Consider the following 18,868-nt stretch of genomic DNA (forward strand, 5'->3'; position numbering starts at 1 on the left):
GTTTGACGTGGGTCGACTGTTGTCCTGTCCGCGCAAAAAATCCATCGCAAAAGCGACCGGGCCGGTGGTGGCCAGCACCAAATGAAGTCATGGGCATCGCCCAAGCACGCCCCAGGGGATCACAACGGCTGGCGAACGTTCAAATGCGGATTGAAGGCGAAAGGAGCCGATAACCATTCCGCGATCTTTCCGCGTTTCCCCCGATCTTTCCGCGTTTCCCCCTTGTCGGCCGGCTGTCGATTTCCGGTCCTGTTAACGTTTCCGGTTCAATGATGCTCACACAGGAATCCGTTGGCGAGAGGGCCGCCCCCGAAAATGTCGCAGCAGCCGGTGCAAACCGTTTCAGGCAAGCTCATACTGCTGATCAAGGCCGGCTATTGGCTAGCGCTGTTGATCATCGCCGCCATGGTGGCAGCCTCCTTCGTGCTGCTGCAGCAGACGATGGCCACGCACCAGCACAACCATACCCTGCTCGATATCGTCGGCACGCAGAAAACCTTGTCGCAGCGTATCGTTTTCCTTGCCAATGCGACGGATGTCGCCTCGCGCGACAAGCAGCCGGCGCTGGTCAGCGCGCTCAAGCAGGCGACGGTGGAGTTCGAGACCAACTACGATCTGCTGCTCGAGCAGACGGGGGCAGATCCGCAATCACCGGCCAAGCTCGATCCGAAGTCGATCGAGAGCGTGCTCTTCGCCAAACCCTTCCATCTCGACTATTTCTCGGTCGGGCTGATCGCCAATGGCGACCGTCTGATCTCGGCGCTTGAATCGCAACTCAACAATCTCGACAATGGCGGCTACAAAGGCAGCGCCGAACGCGTCAACCTCGACATGTCGGTCGCCAACGCCACCTTGTCGGGCTATGCCGCGCTCGGCCAGCGTATCAGCGCCGAGGCCGACGAGCGCTCCGAAAAGTTGCTCTCCCTCCACCGCACGCTTTTCTACGCCACGCTCGGCGTCATCCTGCTGGTAGCGCTGTTCATCTTCAGGCCGATGTCCAACGCGATCCTTCGCAAGACCCGCGAACTGGTCGACGCGCGCAATTCGATGGCCTTCATCGCGGTTCATGACGGCCTGACCGGCCTGCATAACCGAACCTTCCTGACCGACCATTTCGAGACGCTGATCAAGGGCGCGCATCGGCGACGCGAGCGCCTGGCCGTGGTCCAGCTCGATCTCGACCGTTTCAAGCAAATCAACGATACGCTGGGCCATGCCGCCGGCGACTATGTCCTGGTCATCACGGCACAGCGCATGCGCGATTCCTGCCGGGCGTCGGATCTGTGCGCGCGGCTCGGTGGCGACGAATTCGTGATGATCCTCAACGGCGCCGGCAGCACCGAAGACATCAACATGCTGGCACGGCGCATCCTGGCGCACATCAACGAGCCGATCGTTTTCCAGGGCACGACCATTCTTCCCGGCGCCAGCGCTGGCATCGCCGTGTATCCGATAGACGCCGACAACGCGCAGGATCTTTTGGTTCACGCCGATCTGGCGCTCTATTCGGCCAAGAAGATGGGAGGCGGCAACTTCTCGTTCTTCTCGGAGGAGCTGCGCCGCGAACTCGACTATCGCAAGCAACTCGAACACGACATCAAGGTCGCCATCTCCGAAAAGGCGTTCCAGGTCTATTTCCAGCCGCAGGTTTCGCTGACCACCGGCACGATCAGCGGCATCGAAGCGCTGGTGCGCTGGAACCATGCCGAACGCGGCATGATCTCGCCCGGCGAATTTATTCCGGTTGCGGAGAAATGCGGCTTCATGCCGGAGATCGGCCGCATCGTGATCAGCAAGGCGATCAACGAAGCCGCTGAATGGAACCGCGCCGGGATCGCCTTCGGGCGGCTTGCCGTCAATGTTTCGGGTACCGAGTTGCGCGAGCATGATTTCGATGCGTTCCTGTTCGGGACGCTGGAAAAGGCCGGATTGCCGCCGCAGAAACTGTCGCTGGAAATCGTCGAATCCGTCATTCTGGACGATGAGAAGACAGGCATCGCGGCAAAGCTGCGTCACATCAGGGCGGCCGGCGTCCATCTGGAACTCGACGACTTCGGCACCGGCTATGCTTCGCTCAGCCACGTCAATCCGAACGAGATCGACCGACTCAAGATCGATCGCCGATTCGTCCAGAACATCCACGAGAACGGCGACAACTCCAAGATCGTGCGCGCCATCACCGAGCTTGCCCGCGGCCTCGGCATCTCGATCGTCGCCGAAGGCGCCGAAACCGAAGCCGAACTCGACTCGCTGATGGCGATCGGCTGCGACCAGGTGCAAGGCTATTCCATCGCCTTCCCGATGCCGCAGGACAAGGCGCTCGAGTGGCTGACCGCCCGCATGCCGAAGAAGGCAAAGCTGACGGTGCTGCAAGGCAGCCTGGCGTAGGCACCCGCGCGGTCCGCCTTTGACAATCAGCCATGAAACTGGCGGCCTGTCGCGACGCAAACGGATGCCGCGACCTATGACATCGTTTTGGTTGTCCTCGCGGCCGTGTTGATGTCCGTGTTGCCGGCTCATGGGGCGGATCGCACCATCTATCTCACCTTCGACGAAGGTCCGCTCAGCGGCACCGGCAACATCCTCGACGTGTTGCAGGCGAGCCATCTGGTCAGCGAGATCGATCACCTGTTCGGCTATGGTCATTTCGCCAGACCCGGCAAGCTGATCCTGTTGATGCATGACGAGATGTTTCAGGACCGCTTCGACGGCAAGACGAAGCTAACCGAGCTGATCGCCGCGCTGAAGCTGCGCCACTATGCCTTTGGAACGATCCCGACCTATGACGACTGAGAACGGGTGACGACTAAGCCAACGGGCAGACTTTCCTAGCTCTCCACATTGTTTCGCAACGCCGCCAGCACCTGCGCGAACTCCGCCAGCCGCTCGTCGGACAGTCCCACCCGCAGCCGCTTGTCGAAAACAAGCGCGGCCTTGCGTAGTGTCTCGAACATCGCTTCTCCAGCCTCCGTCAATTCGACCAGATGGACCCGGCGGTTGACGGGATCGCGGCGACGCGTCAGCAGGCCCTGTGCCTCCATCGCGTTTAGGTGATGGGTCAGCGTCGCGCCCTGGATGCCGATCATACCGGCAAGTTCGCGCTGATTGGCAAGCTTGCTCGACTTGACCGACAGCAGCGTGAGCCAGACCGGCAAGGTGCCGCCCGCTTCGACCAAGGCAGCGTCGAAGGCTTGGGCGACAAGCTTGGCGGTGCGGCCGAGATTCATGCCGACCGGCGGGCGTTCAAAGGGCGTCATTGCCGGACACTAGACGGTGTTTTCCAAGGATGGAACTGGTTCATTTTATACATTGACATCGAACAGTTCGATATCTAATCATTGCACTGACAGCAAGCGAGAGAGGAGAGATGGCATGCAGTATGCCTACATCGTCGTCATCGGTCTTCACGTCATGGCAGGCGTATTCTGGGCGGGCACGACCATCGCGGTCGGCCGTGACCCGGACATCCGCGCCGAACGGTTTTTCCGGCCGCAAATGGGTGCTGCCGGCCTGGTTTTCCTGACCGGCATACTGCTCTGGTATTTCTTCCAAGAGGGCGCTTTCGGCTCGATGGAGAAAGTGCTGGCACTGGGGATCGTGACGGCCCTGATCGCCGCCGGCGTGCAGGGCGCGCTGGTAGGCTCTGCCAGCAGGCAGCTTGCCGGCGCTGATGCGGCTACGGAAAGCCGGTTGCGCGCGAAGATGACAAGAGGCGAGCGCATCGCCGGAGGCCTGCTGGTGCTGACAGTGCTGTGCATGGCCACCGCCAGAATGTTCTGAGCGCCGCCACGTCGCAACCCTCACAGCATCGTGCGTTGTCTGGCAACGAGCCAATGACGTGCGGGCGCGCGGATCGAGCCGGAATACACGGGCTCTCGTATGCCGGTCCGGCCGCGCGCCACCAACTTTCGCGACGAGATTTCAGATCCGCAAACCGAACCTGATCCCGTCATAGATGGCGGCATGGATGTTGCGCGAGGCGACCGCGTCGCCGATGCGCAACAGCACGAAGCCGGCTTCGTGGTTGCGTGCCGGAAAAATGTCGCCGCCGCTGACCAGGCGTTCGTAGTCGACCGCGCCGCCATTCTTCGACAGCGGCCTCAAGGCCAGGTAGAGATCGTCGAGCGGCGCGGTGCCATGCTCGACCACCACCTGGTCGACCCGCCGTTCACCGCGCCAGCCGTCGGCAAAGTCCGAAGCGAGTTCGGCGACCAGTTGATTGCCCTCGCGCCGCACCGAGCGCAGGCGCGTGTTGATGGTGATGGTGGCGCCCTTTTCCTGGAACGCGCGCATGTACGGCACATGGTTCATGCCGCCCATTTCGGGCGCGAAAAAACGCTCGGGCGAAACCAGTTCCAGCCGTGCGCCGCTGTTGACGATCAGTTCGGCCGCACCCATGCCCTGATGGCCGCCATTGTCGTCATAGAGCAAGACATTCTCGGCCGGCTTGACGCTGCCGGCCATGATATCCCAGCTTGACGTGACGAGATTGTCGCCCGCCGCCAGCGGCGGGTTCTGCGGCAAGCCGCCGGTGGCGACAATGACCACATCGGGCGCCAGCGCCAGGACGTCGTCCTTCTCGGCCCAGGTATCGTAGCGGATCTCGACGCCGAGCCGATCGAGCTCTGCCAGCCGCCAGTCGATGATGCCGATCAATTCCTTGCGGCGCGGATTCTGGGTCGCCAGACGCACCTGGCCGCCGGCCTGGCTCGACGCTTCAAGCACCGTCACCTGATGGCCGCGCTCGGCCGCCACCCGCGCCGCCTCAAGTCCGCCGGCGCCGGCGCCGACGACAACGACCTTTTTCTTCGCCCCTTCTGTCTTGACGATGATGTGCGGAATATCGGCCTCGCGGCCGGTCGCCGCATTGTGGACGCACAGCGCCTCGCCGCCCTCATAGATACGGTCGAGGCAATAGGTGGCGCCGACGCAGGGGCGGATCTCGTGCTCGCGGCCTTCCATCACCTTTTTGATGATGTGCGGGTCGGCGATGTGGGCGCGGGTCATGCCGACCATGTCGAGCTTGCCTGTCGCGATCGCATGGCGCGCGGTAGCGACATCGGAGATGCGCGCCGCATGGAAAGTCGGGAACTTTGTCGCCGCCCTCACCTCGCCGGCGAAATCGAGATGCGGCGAAGATCGCATGCCGGTCACCGGAATGACCTTGGTCAATGCCGCGTCGCTTTCGATCGAACCGCGGATGATGTTGAGGAAATCGACCTTGCCGGAGCCAGCCAGACGCCTGGCGATCTCGACGCCCTCCTCCTTCGACAGGCCTTTCTCGAAGTCCTCGTCGGCGACCATGCGGATGCCGACGACGAATTTCTCGCCGACCGCCGCCCGCACGGCATCGAGCACCATGTTGGTGAAGCGCAAGCGGTTGTCGAGCGAGCCGCCATACTCATCGTCGCGATGATTGGTGGCCGGCGACCAGAAGCCGTCCATCAGATGGCCGTAGGACTCGAACTCGATACCGTCCAGGCCGGCCGCCTGGCAGCGCTGGGCGGCCGACGCATAGTCGGCGACGATGCGCTCGATGTCCCAGTCCTCGATGGTTTTTGGGAAAGCGCGGTGCGCCGGCTCGCGCACCGGCGAAGCCGAAAGCACCGGCAGCCAGTCGGCCTTGTTCCAGCCGGTGCGGCGGCCGAGATGGGTGATCTGGATCATCACCTTGCAGTCATGCTCGTGGCAGGCGTCAGCAAGCTCGGCGAGCCACGGCACGATGCGGTCGTCATAGACATGCAGATTGCCGAAGGCTGCCGGACTGTCGCGCGAGACGATGGCCGAACCGGCGGTCATGGTCAGCGCCATGCCGCCCTTGGCCTTTTCGGCGTGATAGAGCCGGTAGCGCTGCTTCGGCATGCCGTCCTCCGAGTAGGCCGGCTCATGACTGGTCGACATCACCCGGTTCTTCAGCGTCAGATGCACGAGCTGGTAGGGCTGGAGAAGCGGGTCGTTGCTGGTCATCGTCTTCCTGCTTTTCAAACTGTGTCGAAGCAGCATGAGCTGCTCCATTTCCTATTTAAGCGTCGGATTCGTCCGAAAACCGCTGCGCACTTTTCGATCCGATGCTAATGAGCGCCGCAAACCAAGAAGGCTTTGCTCATGATCGATACGAAAACCCTCACTCAGCTCGGCGCCCACGTCGAGACGCCACAGAGCCCCGAACAAGCGGTCCTGGAGACCGTGCCGTACACACGCGGCGACGGACCGCCGGCGATCGTGCGCTTCACCTGCCCGGAATTCACCTCGCTGTGCCCGGTCACCGGGCAGCCGGATTTCGCCCATATCGTCATCGACTACGCACCCGATGCAGCCCTGGTGGAATCGAAGTCGCTGAAGCTGTTCATGACCTCGTTCCGCAACCACGGCGCCTTCCATGAAGACTGCACGGTGATGATCGGCCGTCGCATCGTGGCGGCAACCAAGCCGCTGTGGCTGCGCATCGGCGGCTACTGGTTCCCGCGCGGCGGCATTCCGATCGACGTGTTCTGGCAGACCGGCGCCCCGCCCGAAGGCGCCTGGCTCCCGGACACCGGAGTGGCGCCTTATCGCGGACGCGGCTAGCCCGCCCATCATTCGCACTGGTACTGGCTGAGCGCCCATTCGCCGGTCACCGACAACAGGTCCGATATCTTCCATTCGCCGCCCATCTTCTTGAATTTCCATTCAAGGCGATGCGGGTTGCCGGCGACGACGAAGGCGACGATGACCTTGGCCTGGTCGCCATTGATCGCCTCGAGCGTCTTCAGGCTCTTGTCGATCTGGTCCTTGTCGTAATCGGCATTGTCCAATGCCATGTTGGGGTCGAGGCACTCGCCCTGCCCGGATTTGCGCAGCGCATCGCTCTTGTCGAGCACGGTTTTCGCCGGATCGATGAAATGGCTGCGCTGTGACGGATCAACCTCCAGGTTGACCTGATCGTAGAACGGCCGCACCACCGCTGTCGGCGATCCCGGCTGGATGGGCGCGGCCGGTTCGCTTGGGGGCCAGGCAACGGGTGGCGTTGCCGGCTCCGCTGCCCCACCGGGCGCGGCTGCGGGCGGCGACCCGCTGTCGCCCGGCGCGGTGGCCTCCGGGGCGTTTGCGGGCGGAGCGTTTGCCGGCGGGGCGCCGAGCAGCCCTTGTGCGGCAACGCCGCCTTGAACCACCGCCATCAGGCACATGGTCGACAGTGCCAGGAACGAGCGGCGGTCCATCACATCACTCCGGTGTCTGGCCGGCCATGCACTCCAACGCACTGAGCGTCCAGTCGCTGGTCTTCGAGGCGATGTCCGATATCTTCCATTTGCCGTCGATCTTCTTGAGCGACCAGACCATTTCGCGTTTGGCATCGTCGCCTTCCGAAAACAGGCTGAATGACGCTGTGACCTCGGCATTGTCCCCATCGCGCTTCTCAGACAGCTTCAGCGTCTTGGCCACGGACTTCTGGTCGAAATCCTGCGCGTCGAGACCCGGATCGAAATCGATGCACGCGACCTGGTCCGGATTCTTCTTCGTCGCCTGATCGTTGAGATCGAACAGTTTCGTCACCGGCTCGGTGAAGCGATCCCGGTATTGCGCGTCGGCCTCGAACTTGACCTCCGGAACATAGAAGAATTTCACGGCGTCGGACGCCGGACCGGCCCAGGCAGCAGCGGGCAAGGCCACGGCGGGCAAGGCTGTCGAAAGAGCGGCAAGGAGCACTGTCAGTCTCATGCAGAATCTCCGGCTTTTGATGGCTTGCGGCAATCAATACCACGCATCCTGCATATCGGCTTTTTTGCGGCTCATGAAGTCCCTGGCGGCCAGTCCAGGGCGCCCCGCCAGACGTCCTGGAAGTTTGCAAAAGCACTTCCGCGGTCAACTGCCGACAATACATCATGGGATCCTCAGCCTCCGAAAGTCGCGACAGGCGCGTTGAGACGGGAGCGCTCGGGCTTGACACCGAGCCCCGGCGTCTGCGGGACGCGTATATGGCCGTTTTCGATGACGACGGGGTTTACGGGGTCGGTATGCCCTTCGATGTATTCCTGCGCGATCCAGGCGCCCTCGAAACGTCTCGGTTCGACGGTGGCGGCGAGGTGCACGCATGCCGCGGCGATGACATCCCCGCCCCAGGCATCGTCGCAGCTGTGCGGAAGAGATCGTATCGCACAGAGGTCGCGGACGGTGGCCATCTTGGTGAGGCCGCCAAGGCGGGTGACCTTCAACCCAAATCCGTCTGCGATACCCGAAGAAATTGCCCGCAGGACGGCATTCAGATCCTCGGTATTCTCATCGAGGTAGACTGGATGGGTAACGCGCCCCTTGAGGCTCGCAACCTCCTCCATGGTGTTGCAAGGCTGTTCGAACACAAACGGGATCGCCTGGCAAAGCCGGTCGATGTGCAGCGTCGCCGCGGCGGTGAGGCCACGATTGGCGTCGACGGCTATCCGGGCCTTGAAGCCGACCGCTTCCCATACTTTGTGCACGGTGGCGACGTCCTGCTCGAGATCGCGCCCGGCTATCTTGATCTGAAGCCGTGGGTACCCTGCCTTGACCTTGTCGGCGGCGATGCGCGCCGTCTCGTCCGGCGCGCCGACAATCGTCGAATAGTAGGACGGCACACGATCGGTGAGCGCACCACCCAGAAGTGTCGAGACCGGAACGCCCAGCCGCTGGCCGGCGAGGTCGAGGAGCGCTATGTCCAAGGCCGCCTTGGCATAGTTGTGACCGTTCAGCCGCTCGTCCATTCTTTTCGCGAGACGGCGCAAGGACGTCGTGTCCTCGCCGACAAAGCCAGGTGCTATTTCGGCAATTGCCGCTCTCGCGCCCAGGGCATGTTGGGGCTGATAGACAGGACCGACCGGGCAAGTCTCGCCCCAGCCCGACAGCCCGTCCTCGGTGGTCACTTCAACGAGCGTGCTGTCCAGATCCTGCACGGTATCGCTAGCCATCCGATAGGCACCGCCTTTCACCGGCAGATGCACCTGATAGACCTTGATCGTTTCGATACGCATGCCGATCTCAGCTCCCTTCGAGCCAAGCTATCCCTGCCATCTTGCCGTTCCTCTGCATGGCGGGCCAGTGCATGAGGAGCCACTGCATGACAGGCCACTGCATGACGGCGCTCTCGGTCACAAACTTGTCCCGGCTGCCGTGCTCAGACCCGCACATTGTGCTTGCGCTTCATGTAGTCCTTGGCGGTCTCGACCGCCACGGCGGCATCGCGGCAATAGGCGTCGGCGCCGACGGCCTTGCCGAATTCCTCGTTGAGCGGCGCGCCGCCGACCAGCACGACATAGTCGTCGCGGATGCCCTTTTCCTTCATCGTGTCGATGACGACCTTCATGTAGGGCATGGTCGTGGTCAGCAATGCCGACATGCCGATGATGTCGGGCTGGTGCTGCTCGATGGCATCGAGATATTTCTCGACCGCATTGTTGATGCCAAGGTCGATGACATCGAAGCCGGCGCCCTCCATCATCATGCCGACCAGGTTCTTGCCGATGTCGTGGATGTCGCCCTTGACGGTGCCGATCACCATCTTGCCCTGCTTGGGCGCGCCGGTGGCGGCCAGCAGCGGACGCAGGATGAACATGCCGGCCTTCATGGCGTTGGCCGACAACAGCACTTCGGGAACGAACAGGATGCCGTCGCGAAAATCCTCGCCGACGATGCGCATGCCTTCGACCAGCGCCTCGGTCAGCACCTTGTAGGGCACCCAGCCGCGCTCGAGCAGGATCCGCGTGCCTTCCTCGATCTCTTCCTTCAGCCCGTCATAGAGATCGTCGTGCATCTGCTGCACCAACTCATCGTCGGAAAGCTCGGAAAGGATGATCTCGTCGTCGGCCATTTTCTGCCTGCTTGAATTTGCGTGTCAGTGATTTACGGGCCGCCGGCGCCTTTTGTGACAGGCGCCGGCAGCGTTTTCCTGCATGTCTCGGCAGTTATATCAGGCGTTCAGCCAGACGTTCTGGAAGTCCATTTCGTAGGTCTGGTGCATGCCGTAGTTCTTCACCTTCTTGCTCATATGGCAGTAGAGCTTCTGCCAGAACGGCTGGATGATGACGCCGGAGTCCTGCAGGATCTGCTCGACGTCCTTCATCACCTCCTTGCGCTGGGCGGGATCGGCCAGCGACAGCGCCTGCTTGAGCTTGGCGTCGAAGTCCGGGTTGGAATAGGCCGTCTCATTCCAGGCCTCGCCGGTGCGGTATCCCAGCGCCAGCACCTGCACGCCGAGCGGGCGCATGTACCAGATCGTCATGGAATAGGGATACTTCGTCCAATCGTTCCAGAAGGTCGAGCCCGGGAGCACCGTACGCTTCACCTTGATGCCGGCGTCGCGCAGTTGGCCGGCGATCGCGTCGCCGGTGTTCTTCTGCCATTCGTCCTCGACGGTGATCAGCTCGTGCTCGAAATCCGCCTGGCCGGCATCCGCCATCAGCTTCTTGGCGCCCGCCGCATCCCGTGTCTTCTTTGGCAGCGGATAGTATTCGGGATGGATCGGGGCGACATGGTGATTCTCGCCGACAGTGCCGCGTCCGGCATAGCCGAGCTGCATCACGGCATCGTTGTCGACAGCCATCTGCAGTGCATTGCGCACCCGCTGATCGTCATAGGGCTTGTGGGTTACGTTGGTGCGGGCAACCAGCGTGGTCGCTGTCGCGACCTCCGATTTCACCAGATCCATCTTGTCGAGGGCGTCTATGAAGTCGGCCGGCGTTTCGAAATCGAGGTCGATCTCGCCGGATTCGAAGGCATTCAGCGTGGCATTGAAGTCGGTGCCGTAGTCGATGAACTCGACACTGTCGAGCGGTGCTTCGCCACCCCACCATTTGCCGTTTTCGCGGCGCTTTACCACCGCCTTTTGGCCGACCGCGTAGGAGACCAATTCGAAGGCCCCGGTACCAATTGGCTTGGTGGTCGGGTCGGCGCCATCCTTGTCGAAATCGCGATGCACGACCAGCGCCGGATAGTCGGTTAAGCCCGGTATGATCGCAATGTCGGGTTCATTGAGTTTCAGCTTGACCGTATGGTCGTCGACCTTGGTGATGGCACCATCCTTCGCCTTGCCGGTCTTGGTGTCTATCAGCGCGCCGACGCGTGCCGCCATGGAATTGCCGGAAGCACCCTTCTCGCACCAGCGGTTCAGATTGGCGACCACGTCGTCGGCGTTGAAGGCATCGCCATTGTTCCAGGTCACACCCTTGCGCAGATGCAGCGTGTATTCGGTGGCATCGTCATTGACGTCCCAGCTTTCGAGCAGGACCGGCTCGAACGTGAACTGGCGCGTATAACGGACAAGCGGCTCGAGCCAGGTCCGGGTGACGTTTGCCATTTCCGTCCAGTCATAGGTGCGCGGGTCCTTCTGCGCCTTGACCGACATTGCGACATGCAGCGTTCCACCCTTTTTCGGCTCTTCCGCCAGGGCCTTTGTCGGCGCGGCAAGGCCGATCATGCCATAGGCGAAAGCCGTCGTGGCGCCGAAGGCGCTGGCCAATGCCAGGAATTCGCGCCGGTCCATGCGACCCGCGCGCGCGTCCTCAGCCATCGCCTCTATGGCGGCGGGGACCCGGTCGCTATTGCTTCTGAAAAGTGTCATTTCGCTCTCCCATTGGTTCCGTCGGTTCTTTGCCCGTTCTCTCTCAACTAACGCTATCCGGCAGCTTTTCCTCGCGCCGGGCAATAAAATCCGCGAGACCCTCGGCGACACCCTCATCGAGCTTCGGCTCTTCATAATCGGCGAGCATGTTGCGCGCTTTTTCGCGGCCGCGGGTGTCGTGGTCCTTCGCCCCTTCGGCCTTCCACTGTTCGAACGAATTGAAGTCCATGATCGAGGGCATGAAGAAAGCGGACTCGAAATGTTCGAGTGTATGCTGGGTGCCGAGGAAATGGCCCTGCGGCCCCACTTCGCGGATCGCCGCCATCGCTTCCTTGAAGTCGTCGAACGGCAGCCCGCCGGCATATTTATACCAGCCGATGAGCTGCTCGCAGTCGGTCGCGAATTTCGAATAACCGCAGGTCAGCCCCGCCTCCAGCCATCCGGCGGAATGCCAGATGTAGTTGGCGCCGGCGAGGATGGCGGCATGCATCAGCATGTTCGCCTCGTAGCCGGCCTGGGCGTCGTTGAGCTTGGAGCCGACATGGAAGCCGGAGGTGCGCCAAGGCAGCCGGTATCTCCTGGCCAGCGCGCCCATCAGGTACATCATCTGCGCCGCCTCCGGCGTGCCGCCCATCGGCGCCCCGGTCTTCATGTCGACCGTGACCATGAACTGTCCGTAGATCTGCGGCGAACCCGGACGCAGCAGCTGCGTAAATGCGACGCCGGCCAGCGCTTCCGCATTGACCTGCGCGACCGCACCGACCGCGGAGGCCGAGGTCGAGGCGCCGCACAGCGCGAAGGGCGCCAGGATCAGCGGCTGGTTGTGGCGCGCATAGACCTTCATGGCGTCCAGCATGGTGGCGTCCCACACCAGCGGCGAATTGCAATTGGTGATCGATACCAGGACGGGATTGTCGCGGACGAACTCCTCGCCGAATACGATCCCCGCCATCGCCATCGTGTCCTCAGCGCGTTCCTTCGAGGTGACGATGCCCATGAACGGCTTGTCGGAATGCTTCAGCGCCGAATGGATGATGTGGAGGTGACGCTTCGGCACCGCAATTTCCATCGGCTCGCAGATGACCGAGCTCGACGAGTGCAGCGCCGGCGCCATGTAGGCGAGCTTGTGGAAATTGTTGAGGTCGGCGAGCGAACCGTAGCGCCTGTTGTTGTCGAGGTCGCGCACATAGGGTGCGCCATACATCGGCACGAAGATGGAGTTCTTGCCGCCGACACGGACGGTACGCTCGGGGTTGCGGGCATTGAGGGTAAACTCCGATGGGACCTTGGAGACCAGTTCCATCAACAGCCCACGGTCGATACGGACGCGCGTCTCGGTGACATCGGCTCCGGCGGCCTTCCACAGGGCGATCGCCTCATCGTCGCGGAACTCGCAGCCGACCTCTTCGAGGATCGAGAGCGATTCCTGGTGGATCAACTCCACAGCCTCGTCAGGGACCATCTGATAGGCCGGGATCTCGCGCACCAGTGTCGGGAACGACGTGACCGGAGCGCCTCGCAGCGCCTTCCGTCCCAGGCGGCCGCCACTTCTGCGGTTGGCGTGTTCGGTCATGGCAACGGCCGGTGCATTCATGGCAACTCATCCTCCAACAGCCCCGTCAACTTAGCGAGACGAGATATAGCTGTGACGCTGGAAAATCCTGATCTCTTGTATAAACTCTCCTTATGCGAAGCCTGCGCCACCTCCTGCCCTCGGCCGGCAGCCTGATCGTCTTCGAGGCGGCGGGCCGGCTGTCGAGCTTCACCGCCGCCGGTCGCGAGCTCGGCATGACGCAGGCGGCCGTCTCCTACGCCGTGCGCGGGCTGGAGGAACAGCTCGGCGCCAAGCTCTTCCAGCGCCGCCACCGCCAGGTTCTCCTGACGGAGGCCGGCGAGCGCTTCCACGCCGACGTCTCGCTCGGGCTGTCGCATATCCGCAAGTCGGCGGAGGATCTGCGCCTGCAGGCGACCGGCGGCCATGTGACGCTCGCCGCCTCGACCGCCTTCGGCTCGTTCTGGATGATGCCGCGGCTGCAGCAGTTCCGCGACGAACTGCCAGGCGTCGATCTGCGCATCCAGACCGCCGACCGCGACCTCGACATCATCGCCGAGGGCATCCCGCTAGGCGTACGCGGCGGCGTGCCGCGCGACTGGCCGGATTATCATTCGCTGTCGCTTGCCGACGAGGAGATCTTCCCGGTCGCGGGACCCAACTATCTGGCGAAGTTTGGGCTGCCGGAGACCGTCGCCGAACTTGCCATGCACCGGCTCATCCATCTCGAGGAGCCCTACCGCGAGGCCCCGAACTGGGACGAATGGTTCGCGTCAGCCGGAACCAGCCTACGGAATGCCGAGCGAGGATTGCGCATCAATGACTATGCCCTGGTGATTCAGGCGGTCATGGAGGGACAAGGCATATCGCTCGGCTGGCGTCATCTTGTCGAGCGGCTCGTGGCATCAGGACTGTTGGTGCCGGTGACGGATCACGTGCTGAGGACCGGCATCGGATTCCATGTCATCTGGCCGAAGAACCGCGAACTCAGCGACAATGCCCGCAAGGTCAGGGACTGGCTGGTCGCGCAGGCGTAATTCGTTTGCTCAGTTCACCCTCGCCCGCGCGACACGAATCCGCCTATACTGTCGTCATGCCCATTCGCCAGCTTTCCGAAACGATGATCAACCAGATCGCCGCCGGCGAAGTCATCGAGCGTCCGGCAAGCGTGGTCAAGGAATTGGTCGAGAACGCGCTCGATGCCGGTGCGAGCAAGGTCGAAGTTGTCACCGCTGGCGGCGGGTTGAACCTGATCCGCGTCACCGATGACGGCTCCGGCATCCCCGAACAGGAGCTTTCGCTGGCCATCGCGCGCCACTGCACGTCCAAGCTTGCCGAGGATATCCACGACATTCGCTCACTTGGTTTTCGCGGCGAGGCCCTGCCGTCGATCGGCTCGGTGTCGCGGCTGTCGATCCGCTCGCGCTCAGCCTTGGGCGACAGCGCCGCCGAGATCGGCATCGAGGGCGGCCGTATCCTGCCCGTCAAGCCGGCAGCGGCCAATCGCGGCACCACCGTCGAGGTGCGCGACCTGTTCTTCGCAACACCGGCACGGCTGAAATTCATGAAAGGCGAGCGCGCCGAAAGCTCGGCCATCAGCGATGTGGTCAAGCGCATCGCCATCGCCTTTCCCGCCGTACGGTTCACGCTGGCAGGCTCCGACCGCTCGACGCTGGAATTGCCGGCAACGGGCGACAACGCGGAAGGCAGCCTGCGCCGCGTCGCCCAGGTGATGGGCGCCGAGTTTCCCGACAATTCGATTCCCATCGACGCGATGCGCGAAGGCGTGCATCTGACCGGCCATGTGTCGATCCCGTCCTTCACCCGCGCCAACGCGCTGCAGCAATATGCCTATGTCAACGGCCGACCGGTGCGCGACAAGCTGATCGCCGGCGCCATCCGAGGCGCCTTCGCCGACGTCCTGCCGCGCGACCGCCACGCGGTGACGGTGCTGTTCCTGACACTCGATCCGGGAACCGTCGACGTCAACGTCCACCCGGCCAAGGCCGACGTCCGTTTTCGCGATCCGGGCCTGGTGCGCGGGCTGATCGTCGGCGCCATCCGCCAGGCACTGGCCGATGCCGGCATCCGTTCAGCCACCACGGGTGCGGCCGGCATGATGGCGGCGTTCCGGCCGGGTGCCGCACCCTATGGCCATGGCGGCCCGGCCAACGGCCATCGCAGCTACGAAGCATCGTACCACGCCTCCGGCTCGGCCGGTTTCGATCCAGCGCGATCGTCGCAGCGGCCGCTCGATATGCAGTTCGACGACGCGAGCTTCGAGCACCGCGGTTTGCGCGAGCCCGACCAGGCGGCGTTCGACGCCGGCCCGCTTGCCAGCGCCGATGCGCGCGCCGGTCAGAGCGAGGCGGCCGAGACGCTGCTCGGCGCGGTGCTTGGCGCGGCACGCGCGCAGGTGCACGAGAACTACATCGTGGCGCAAACCCGCGATTCGCTGGTCATCGTCGACCAGCATGCTGCGCATGAGCGGCTGGTCTACGAAGCGCTGAAGAACGCGCTGCATTCGCGGCCGGTCCCCTCCCAAATGCTGCTTCTGCCGGAAATCATCGACCTGCCGGAAGAGGATGCCGAGCGGCTCGCCATGCATTCGGAAACGCTCGCCCGCTTCGGCCTCGGCATCGAGCGTTTCGGCCCGGGCGCCGTTGCTGTGCGCGAGACGCCGTCAATGCTGGGCGAGACCAATGTCGGGCAATTGGTGCGCGACCTCGCCGACGAGATCGCCGACAACGACACGGTCGAGACGCTGAAGGAGCGGCTGGACAAGATCGCCGCCACCATGGCCTGCCACGGATCGGTACGCTCCGGCCGGCTGCTCAAGCCCGAGGAGATGAACGCGTTGCTGCGGCAGATGGAGGCGACGCCGGGTTCCGGAACCTGCAATCATGGGCGGCCGACCTATATCGAACTCAAACTGGCCGATATCGAGCGGCTGTTCGGGCGGCGGTGAAGGCGGCAGCCTGCGAGGTTCGCCGGCGCAGCCCCCACCCCGCTGCTTCGCAGCGACCCTCCCCACAAGGGGTAGGGTGAAAGGCTGGGCTCCCCACCTCCCCCTTGTGGGGAGGTCGGACCGAAGGTCCGGGTGGGGGTCCGAAAAGAGCCGCTTTAAGCGGCTCTTTTCGAATCAAGGAACAATCCCAACCCTCTGATTCACCGCTTCAAATTCACCACGATCACACCCCCGAGCGCCAGCGCGCCGCCGAGGATGCCGAGCAGGGTCGGCACTTCGCCGAGCCAGAAGAAGCCGATCAGGGCGGACACCGGCGAGACCAGATAGAGGAAGTTCGAGGCTCGCGCCGCAGGCAGGCGCGACAGGGCGGTCGCCCAGGCGGCATAGGCGATCAGGCTCGGCACGATGCCGAGATAGACGACGGCGCCGAGACCGGCGGTGTCGGCGACAGCCGCCTGCTGGAAAGCGGCAGGCAGGAAGGGCGCCAGGCAGAGCGCGCCGAGCACCATGTTGGAGGCCGAAATGGTCAGCGGATGGTGGCGGGCGAACAGCGGCTTCTGGACGATGGTGTTGACGGCCGAGCACAGCGCGGACCCCAGCACCAGCAGAGCGCCGGCATTGAAGTGCAGGCCGTTGCCGTCGGCCGTGGCAATGATGCCGATGCCGGCGAAGGAAATAACAGTGCCGAGCCACGCCATGCCGGAGAAGCGCTCGCCCAGAAGCGCCATCGCCATGATGGCGGTGAAGATCGGGCTGACATTGATGATGAAGCCGGCGGCACCGGCCGAGACCGTCAGTTCGCCGAAATTGAGCATGGCGGTGTAGAGCGCGACGAAGATGGCGCCGCCAAAGGCGAAGCGCCACAATTCGCCGATCCTGGGCAGCGCCGGGCGCTTGACGGCAAGGAAGATCGCCGCCGGCACCGCGGCGATGGCGAAGCGCATGGCGCCGAGTTCCAGAGGTTGAAAGGCAGCGAGACCGGCGCGGATTGCCGGGAAGGCGGATGCCCAGCCGACCACCGTCAGGGCCACGGCGACGATGGCCGTGGTGTCCATGCGCTGTGTCTGATTCAACGTGCCCGTCATCGCACCCATCTCACTCTCCTCGCGTTGTTCCCGTCCTGAAAGGCAGAAAACGCCATTTTCGGCCCGTTGACAAACGATCAAATCGAGGATCACCTGTGACTATGGATCACAGCTCAGATACGATGGTGCCTCTCGAAACCCTGCGGGCGTTCGACGCGGCGGCGCGAACCGGCAGCTTTTCGGCGGCGGCCGAGAAACTCAACATCACCCATGGCGCGGTCAGCCGGCAGATCGCCAAGCTGGAGGATTGGCTGGGCCTGAAAGTGTTCGACCGCGGCGCGCGTGGCGTCTCGCTGACGATCGAAGGCAACCGGCTGCATCTGCGCACGTCGGAAGCTTTCGCGCTGATATCGAGCCATTCCGACCGCTGGGTAGAGCCGCGCGGCACGGCGGTCGTGCGGCTGACCTCGATCCCATCGGTAAGCGGGCTTTGGCTGATGCCGCGCATGGCGGCACTGGAGAACAATCCCTCCAAGCTGCGCATCGTGCTCGATGTCGACGTCCGCCAGGCCGACCTTGCCGACGAGGGCATCGACCTGTCGATCCGCTGCGGCCGCGGCGGCATTCCGGGCCGTGTCTCGGTGCAGCTTTTCGAAGAGCATGTCTTCCCCGTCGCCTCGCCGGAGCTGGCGCGCGAGATCGGCCGCGGCGACCCGGCCCGGCTGCTCAAATTTCCGCTGATCAACGATTCCGACGCTTCCGGCTGGCGCGCCTGGTTCGCGGCGCAAGGCATGGACTACCGGCCGCGCCCGCAGGACCGCCGCTTCGAGGACTACAATCTGGTGCTCGACGCGGCCGCCTATGGGCTCGGCATCGCGCTGGCGCGGCCGCCGCTGAGCGGGCATCAGCTAGCGTCGGGCCGCATCACCGCCGTCGATGAGCGCACAGCGCTCAATCCGGTGTCCTACTGGCTCGACCGGCCGACGGGACGGCCACGAACCGCCGCAGCCGACCTCGCCCGCCGCATCGCGCAGCAGGCCGGCTTGGCGGCGGAGAAGATCGAGGCGTTCATCGGGGCCGAGCGGTAGGTTCCAATATATTCCGGGCTGATCCGGATTTCAGCGAAACAGCAGCAGGACGAACCCGAAGACCATAATTGCCAACAGGCCGGTCATGATCGAGACAAAACCGATCTTCACCAAGAGGCGTTCGGGATTCGGCACCGCACCGTGGGATTGATTGGCCGGCCTGTGCCGTACTGCCGGCGTATCAGGAGCGGCCGGACCGCGCCGGACCGGAGCCGGCGGCGGGATGAACGACAGCAAGGACAAGCCTGCGGCCCTGGCGGGAGCGTTATCGTTGGCTGTTGTCGAAGGCGGCACGAAGCCTCGCTGCGTTTCGGCTTCGGGCGTTGCCTTTCTCGCCGCGACCGTTGCCAGCACCGCCTCGTCCCTTGTCTCCAGCTGCGCCTGATAGGCCTCGACGATACCGGCCGAAGCAATCTGCTGCGATCTGACGGCCATCGGCGCCGCAGGCATCGCCAGCAGCGCCGGCGCCGTCCGTTGAGCGAACAGGGAGGGTGTGGCTGGCTGGATCAATTCCCTGACCAAAGCCGCCCTGACCGGATCGGCTTTCGCCAACGGCACAGGGTGCGGCGTCATCGCTTCCTTGAGCAAGGAAGCCAGGCGGACGGAAGAAATATCCATCATGCCCCCAACAAAAGCGCTTTTCGCACCTGTCGTAACGCCTCGGCATTG

The 18,868-nt window shown here is 63.5% G+C and carries 17 protein-coding genes; 7 read left to right on the forward strand and 10 right to left on the reverse strand.

Annotated elements, in window-relative coordinates:
- The first annotated feature begins 315 nt into the window (after positions 1–315).
- Both AC0NIH_RS24660 and AC0NIH_RS24665 read left to right on the forward strand, forming a co-directional pair.
- Positions 316–2,388, forward strand: a complete 2,073-nt coding sequence (locus AC0NIH_RS24660) for a putative bifunctional diguanylate cyclase/phosphodiesterase (RefSeq protein ID WP_473469653.1) — start codon at positions 316–318, stop codon at positions 2,386–2,388.
- 111 nt (positions 2,389–2,499) lie between these two features.
- Complete coding sequence (locus tag AC0NIH_RS24665; RefSeq protein ID WP_023780507.1) at positions 2,500–2,793, forward strand: polysaccharide deacetylase family protein; 294 nt, start codon at positions 2,500–2,502, stop codon at positions 2,791–2,793.
- Positions 2,794–2,828: 35 nt separating this feature from the next.
- Here the strand turns inward: AC0NIH_RS24665 and AC0NIH_RS24670 are convergent, their stop codons facing one another.
- A complete protein-coding gene (locus AC0NIH_RS24670) occupies positions 2,829–3,257 on the reverse strand; it encodes a MarR family winged helix-turn-helix transcriptional regulator (protein WP_023766532.1) in 429 nt (142 codons plus the stop codon).
- Between the two features lie 115 nt (positions 3,258–3,372).
- On the opposite strand from AC0NIH_RS24670, the gene AC0NIH_RS24675 reads away from it, so the two are divergent.
- Positions 3,373–3,780: a hypothetical protein gene (locus AC0NIH_RS24675; RefSeq protein ID WP_473469651.1), complete on the forward strand. Its 408-nt coding sequence runs from the start codon at positions 3,373–3,375 to the stop codon at positions 3,778–3,780.
- 141 nt (positions 3,781–3,921) lie between these two features.
- On the opposite strand, the gene AC0NIH_RS24680 is transcribed toward AC0NIH_RS24675, so the two are convergent.
- Entirely contained in the window at positions 3,922–5,967 is a 2,046-nt protein-coding gene (locus tag AC0NIH_RS24680) for an oxidoreductase (RefSeq protein ID WP_473469649.1), read from the reverse strand.
- A gap of 138 nt (positions 5,968–6,105) precedes the next feature.
- On the opposite strand from AC0NIH_RS24680, the gene queF reads away from it, so the two are divergent.
- Positions 6,106–6,567 (forward strand): preQ(1) synthase, encoded by a 462-nt coding sequence (gene queF / locus AC0NIH_RS24685; RefSeq protein ID WP_013896095.1) that lies wholly within the window; start codon positions 6,106–6,108, stop codon positions 6,565–6,567.
- 8 nt (positions 6,568–6,575) lie between these two features.
- Here the strand turns inward: queF and AC0NIH_RS24690 are convergent, their stop codons facing one another.
- The 6 genes from AC0NIH_RS24690 to AC0NIH_RS24715 all read right to left on the reverse strand — a co-directional run bounded on the left by AC0NIH_RS24690 (position 6,576) and on the right by AC0NIH_RS24715 (position 13,160).
- The gene (locus AC0NIH_RS24690) at positions 6,576–7,199 is read right to left on the reverse strand and encodes a hypothetical protein (RefSeq protein ID WP_473469647.1); all 624 of its coding nucleotides are present in this window, start codon (positions 7,197–7,199) and stop codon (positions 6,576–6,578) included.
- 4 nt (positions 7,200–7,203) lie between these two features.
- Entirely contained in the window at positions 7,204–7,698 is a 495-nt protein-coding gene (locus tag AC0NIH_RS24695; protein WP_473469645.1) for a DUF3828 domain-containing protein, read from the reverse strand.
- A 173-nt stretch (positions 7,699–7,871) separates the two neighbouring features.
- Positions 7,872–8,981: a mandelate racemase/muconate lactonizing enzyme family protein gene (locus tag AC0NIH_RS24700; protein ID WP_473469643.1), complete on the reverse strand. Its 1,110-nt coding sequence runs from the start codon at positions 8,979–8,981 to the stop codon at positions 7,872–7,874.
- Positions 8,982–9,124: 143 nt separating this feature from the next.
- Positions 9,125–9,817, reverse strand: a complete 693-nt coding sequence (locus tag AC0NIH_RS24705) for a corrinoid protein (protein WP_352568791.1) — start codon at positions 9,815–9,817, stop codon at positions 9,125–9,127.
- A gap of 99 nt (positions 9,818–9,916) precedes the next feature.
- Positions 9,917–11,566: an ABC transporter substrate-binding protein gene (locus AC0NIH_RS24710; RefSeq protein WP_023780502.1), complete on the reverse strand. Its 1,650-nt coding sequence runs from the start codon at positions 11,564–11,566 to the stop codon at positions 9,917–9,919.
- 43 nt (positions 11,567–11,609) lie between these two features.
- Positions 11,610–13,160 (reverse strand): trimethylamine methyltransferase family protein, encoded by a 1,551-nt coding sequence (locus AC0NIH_RS24715; RefSeq protein WP_473469226.1) that lies wholly within the window; start codon positions 13,158–13,160, stop codon positions 11,610–11,612.
- A 92-nt stretch (positions 13,161–13,252) separates the two neighbouring features.
- Between AC0NIH_RS24715 and AC0NIH_RS24720 the strand changes: the two genes are divergently transcribed.
- Positions 13,253–14,155: a LysR substrate-binding domain-containing protein gene (locus tag AC0NIH_RS24720; protein ID WP_023766521.1), complete on the forward strand. Its 903-nt coding sequence runs from the start codon at positions 13,253–13,255 to the stop codon at positions 14,153–14,155.
- A gap of 56 nt (positions 14,156–14,211) precedes the next feature.
- A complete protein-coding gene (mutL, locus tag AC0NIH_RS24725; RefSeq protein WP_473469263.1) occupies positions 14,212–16,086 on the forward strand; it encodes a DNA mismatch repair endonuclease MutL in 1,875 nt (624 codons plus the stop codon).
- Positions 16,087–16,286: 200 nt separating this feature from the next.
- Here mutL and AC0NIH_RS24730 read toward each other — a convergent pair whose 3' ends face one another.
- Positions 16,287–17,180, reverse strand: a complete 894-nt coding sequence (locus AC0NIH_RS24730) for a DMT family transporter (protein ID WP_473469228.1) — start codon at positions 17,178–17,180, stop codon at positions 16,287–16,289.
- A gap of 92 nt (positions 17,181–17,272) precedes the next feature.
- Between AC0NIH_RS24730 and AC0NIH_RS24735 the strand changes: the two genes are divergently transcribed.
- Positions 17,273–18,199 (forward strand): LysR substrate-binding domain-containing protein, encoded by a 927-nt coding sequence (locus AC0NIH_RS24735; RefSeq protein WP_023766518.1) that lies wholly within the window; start codon positions 17,273–17,275, stop codon positions 18,197–18,199.
- Between the two features lie 30 nt (positions 18,200–18,229).
- On the opposite strand, the gene AC0NIH_RS24740 is transcribed toward AC0NIH_RS24735, so the two are convergent.
- Positions 18,230–18,817 (reverse strand): hypothetical protein, encoded by a 588-nt coding sequence (locus AC0NIH_RS24740; protein WP_473469231.1) that lies wholly within the window; start codon positions 18,815–18,817, stop codon positions 18,230–18,232.
- Between the last annotated feature and the right edge of the window lie 51 nt (positions 18,818–18,868).

It is taken from the genome of Mesorhizobium sp. WSM1386, assembly GCF_055901595.1.

What these genes read in the sequence shown, in the direction of transcription:
- AC0NIH_RS24680 (WP_473469649.1), bottom strand. Translation starts at nt 5,967, where the DNA reads ATGACCAGCAACGACCCGCTTCTCCAGCCCTACCAGCTCGTGCATCTG.
- AC0NIH_RS24735 (WP_023766518.1), top strand. Translation starts at nt 17,273, where the DNA reads ATGGATCACAGCTCAGATACGATGGTGCCTCTCGAAACCCTGCGGGCG.
- AC0NIH_RS24740 (WP_473469231.1), bottom strand. Translation starts at nt 18,817, where the DNA reads ATGGATATTTCTTCCGTCCGCCTGGCTTCCTTGCTCAAGGAAGCGATG.
- AC0NIH_RS24700 (WP_473469643.1), bottom strand. Translation starts at nt 8,981, where the DNA reads ATGCGTATCGAAACGATCAAGGTCTATCAGGTGCATCTGCCGGTGAAA.
- AC0NIH_RS24695 (WP_473469645.1), bottom strand. Translation starts at nt 7,698, where the DNA reads ATGAGACTGACAGTGCTCCTTGCCGCTCTTTCGACAGCCTTGCCCGCC.
- AC0NIH_RS24710 (WP_023780502.1), bottom strand. Translation starts at nt 11,566, where the DNA reads ATGACACTTTTCAGAAGCAATAGCGACCGGGTCCCCGCCGCCATAGAG.
- AC0NIH_RS24675 (WP_473469651.1), top strand. Translation starts at nt 3,373, where the DNA reads ATGCAGTATGCCTACATCGTCGTCATCGGTCTTCACGTCATGGCAGGC.
- AC0NIH_RS24690 (WP_473469647.1), bottom strand. Translation starts at nt 7,199, where the DNA reads ATGGACCGCCGCTCGTTCCTGGCACTGTCGACCATGTGCCTGATGGCG.
- AC0NIH_RS24720 (WP_023766521.1), top strand. Translation starts at nt 13,253, where the DNA reads ATGCGAAGCCTGCGCCACCTCCTGCCCTCGGCCGGCAGCCTGATCGTC.
- AC0NIH_RS24705 (WP_352568791.1), bottom strand. Translation starts at nt 9,817, where the DNA reads ATGGCCGACGACGAGATCATCCTTTCCGAGCTTTCCGACGATGAGTTG.
- AC0NIH_RS24665 (WP_023780507.1), top strand. Translation starts at nt 2,500, where the DNA reads ATGTCCGTGTTGCCGGCTCATGGGGCGGATCGCACCATCTATCTCACC.
- AC0NIH_RS24670 (WP_023766532.1), bottom strand. Translation starts at nt 3,257, where the DNA reads ATGACGCCCTTTGAACGCCCGCCGGTCGGCATGAATCTCGGCCGCACC.
- AC0NIH_RS24660 (WP_473469653.1), top strand. Translation starts at nt 316, where the DNA reads ATGTCGCAGCAGCCGGTGCAAACCGTTTCAGGCAAGCTCATACTGCTG.
- AC0NIH_RS24715 (WP_473469226.1), bottom strand. Translation starts at nt 13,160, where the DNA reads ATGAATGCACCGGCCGTTGCCATGACCGAACACGCCAACCGCAGAAGT.
- mutL (WP_473469263.1), top strand. Translation starts at nt 14,212, where the DNA reads ATGCCCATTCGCCAGCTTTCCGAAACGATGATCAACCAGATCGCCGCC.
- AC0NIH_RS24730 (WP_473469228.1), bottom strand. Translation starts at nt 17,180, where the DNA reads ATGGGTGCGATGACGGGCACGTTGAATCAGACACAGCGCATGGACACC.
- queF (WP_013896095.1), top strand. Translation starts at nt 6,106, where the DNA reads ATGATCGATACGAAAACCCTCACTCAGCTCGGCGCCCACGTCGAGACG.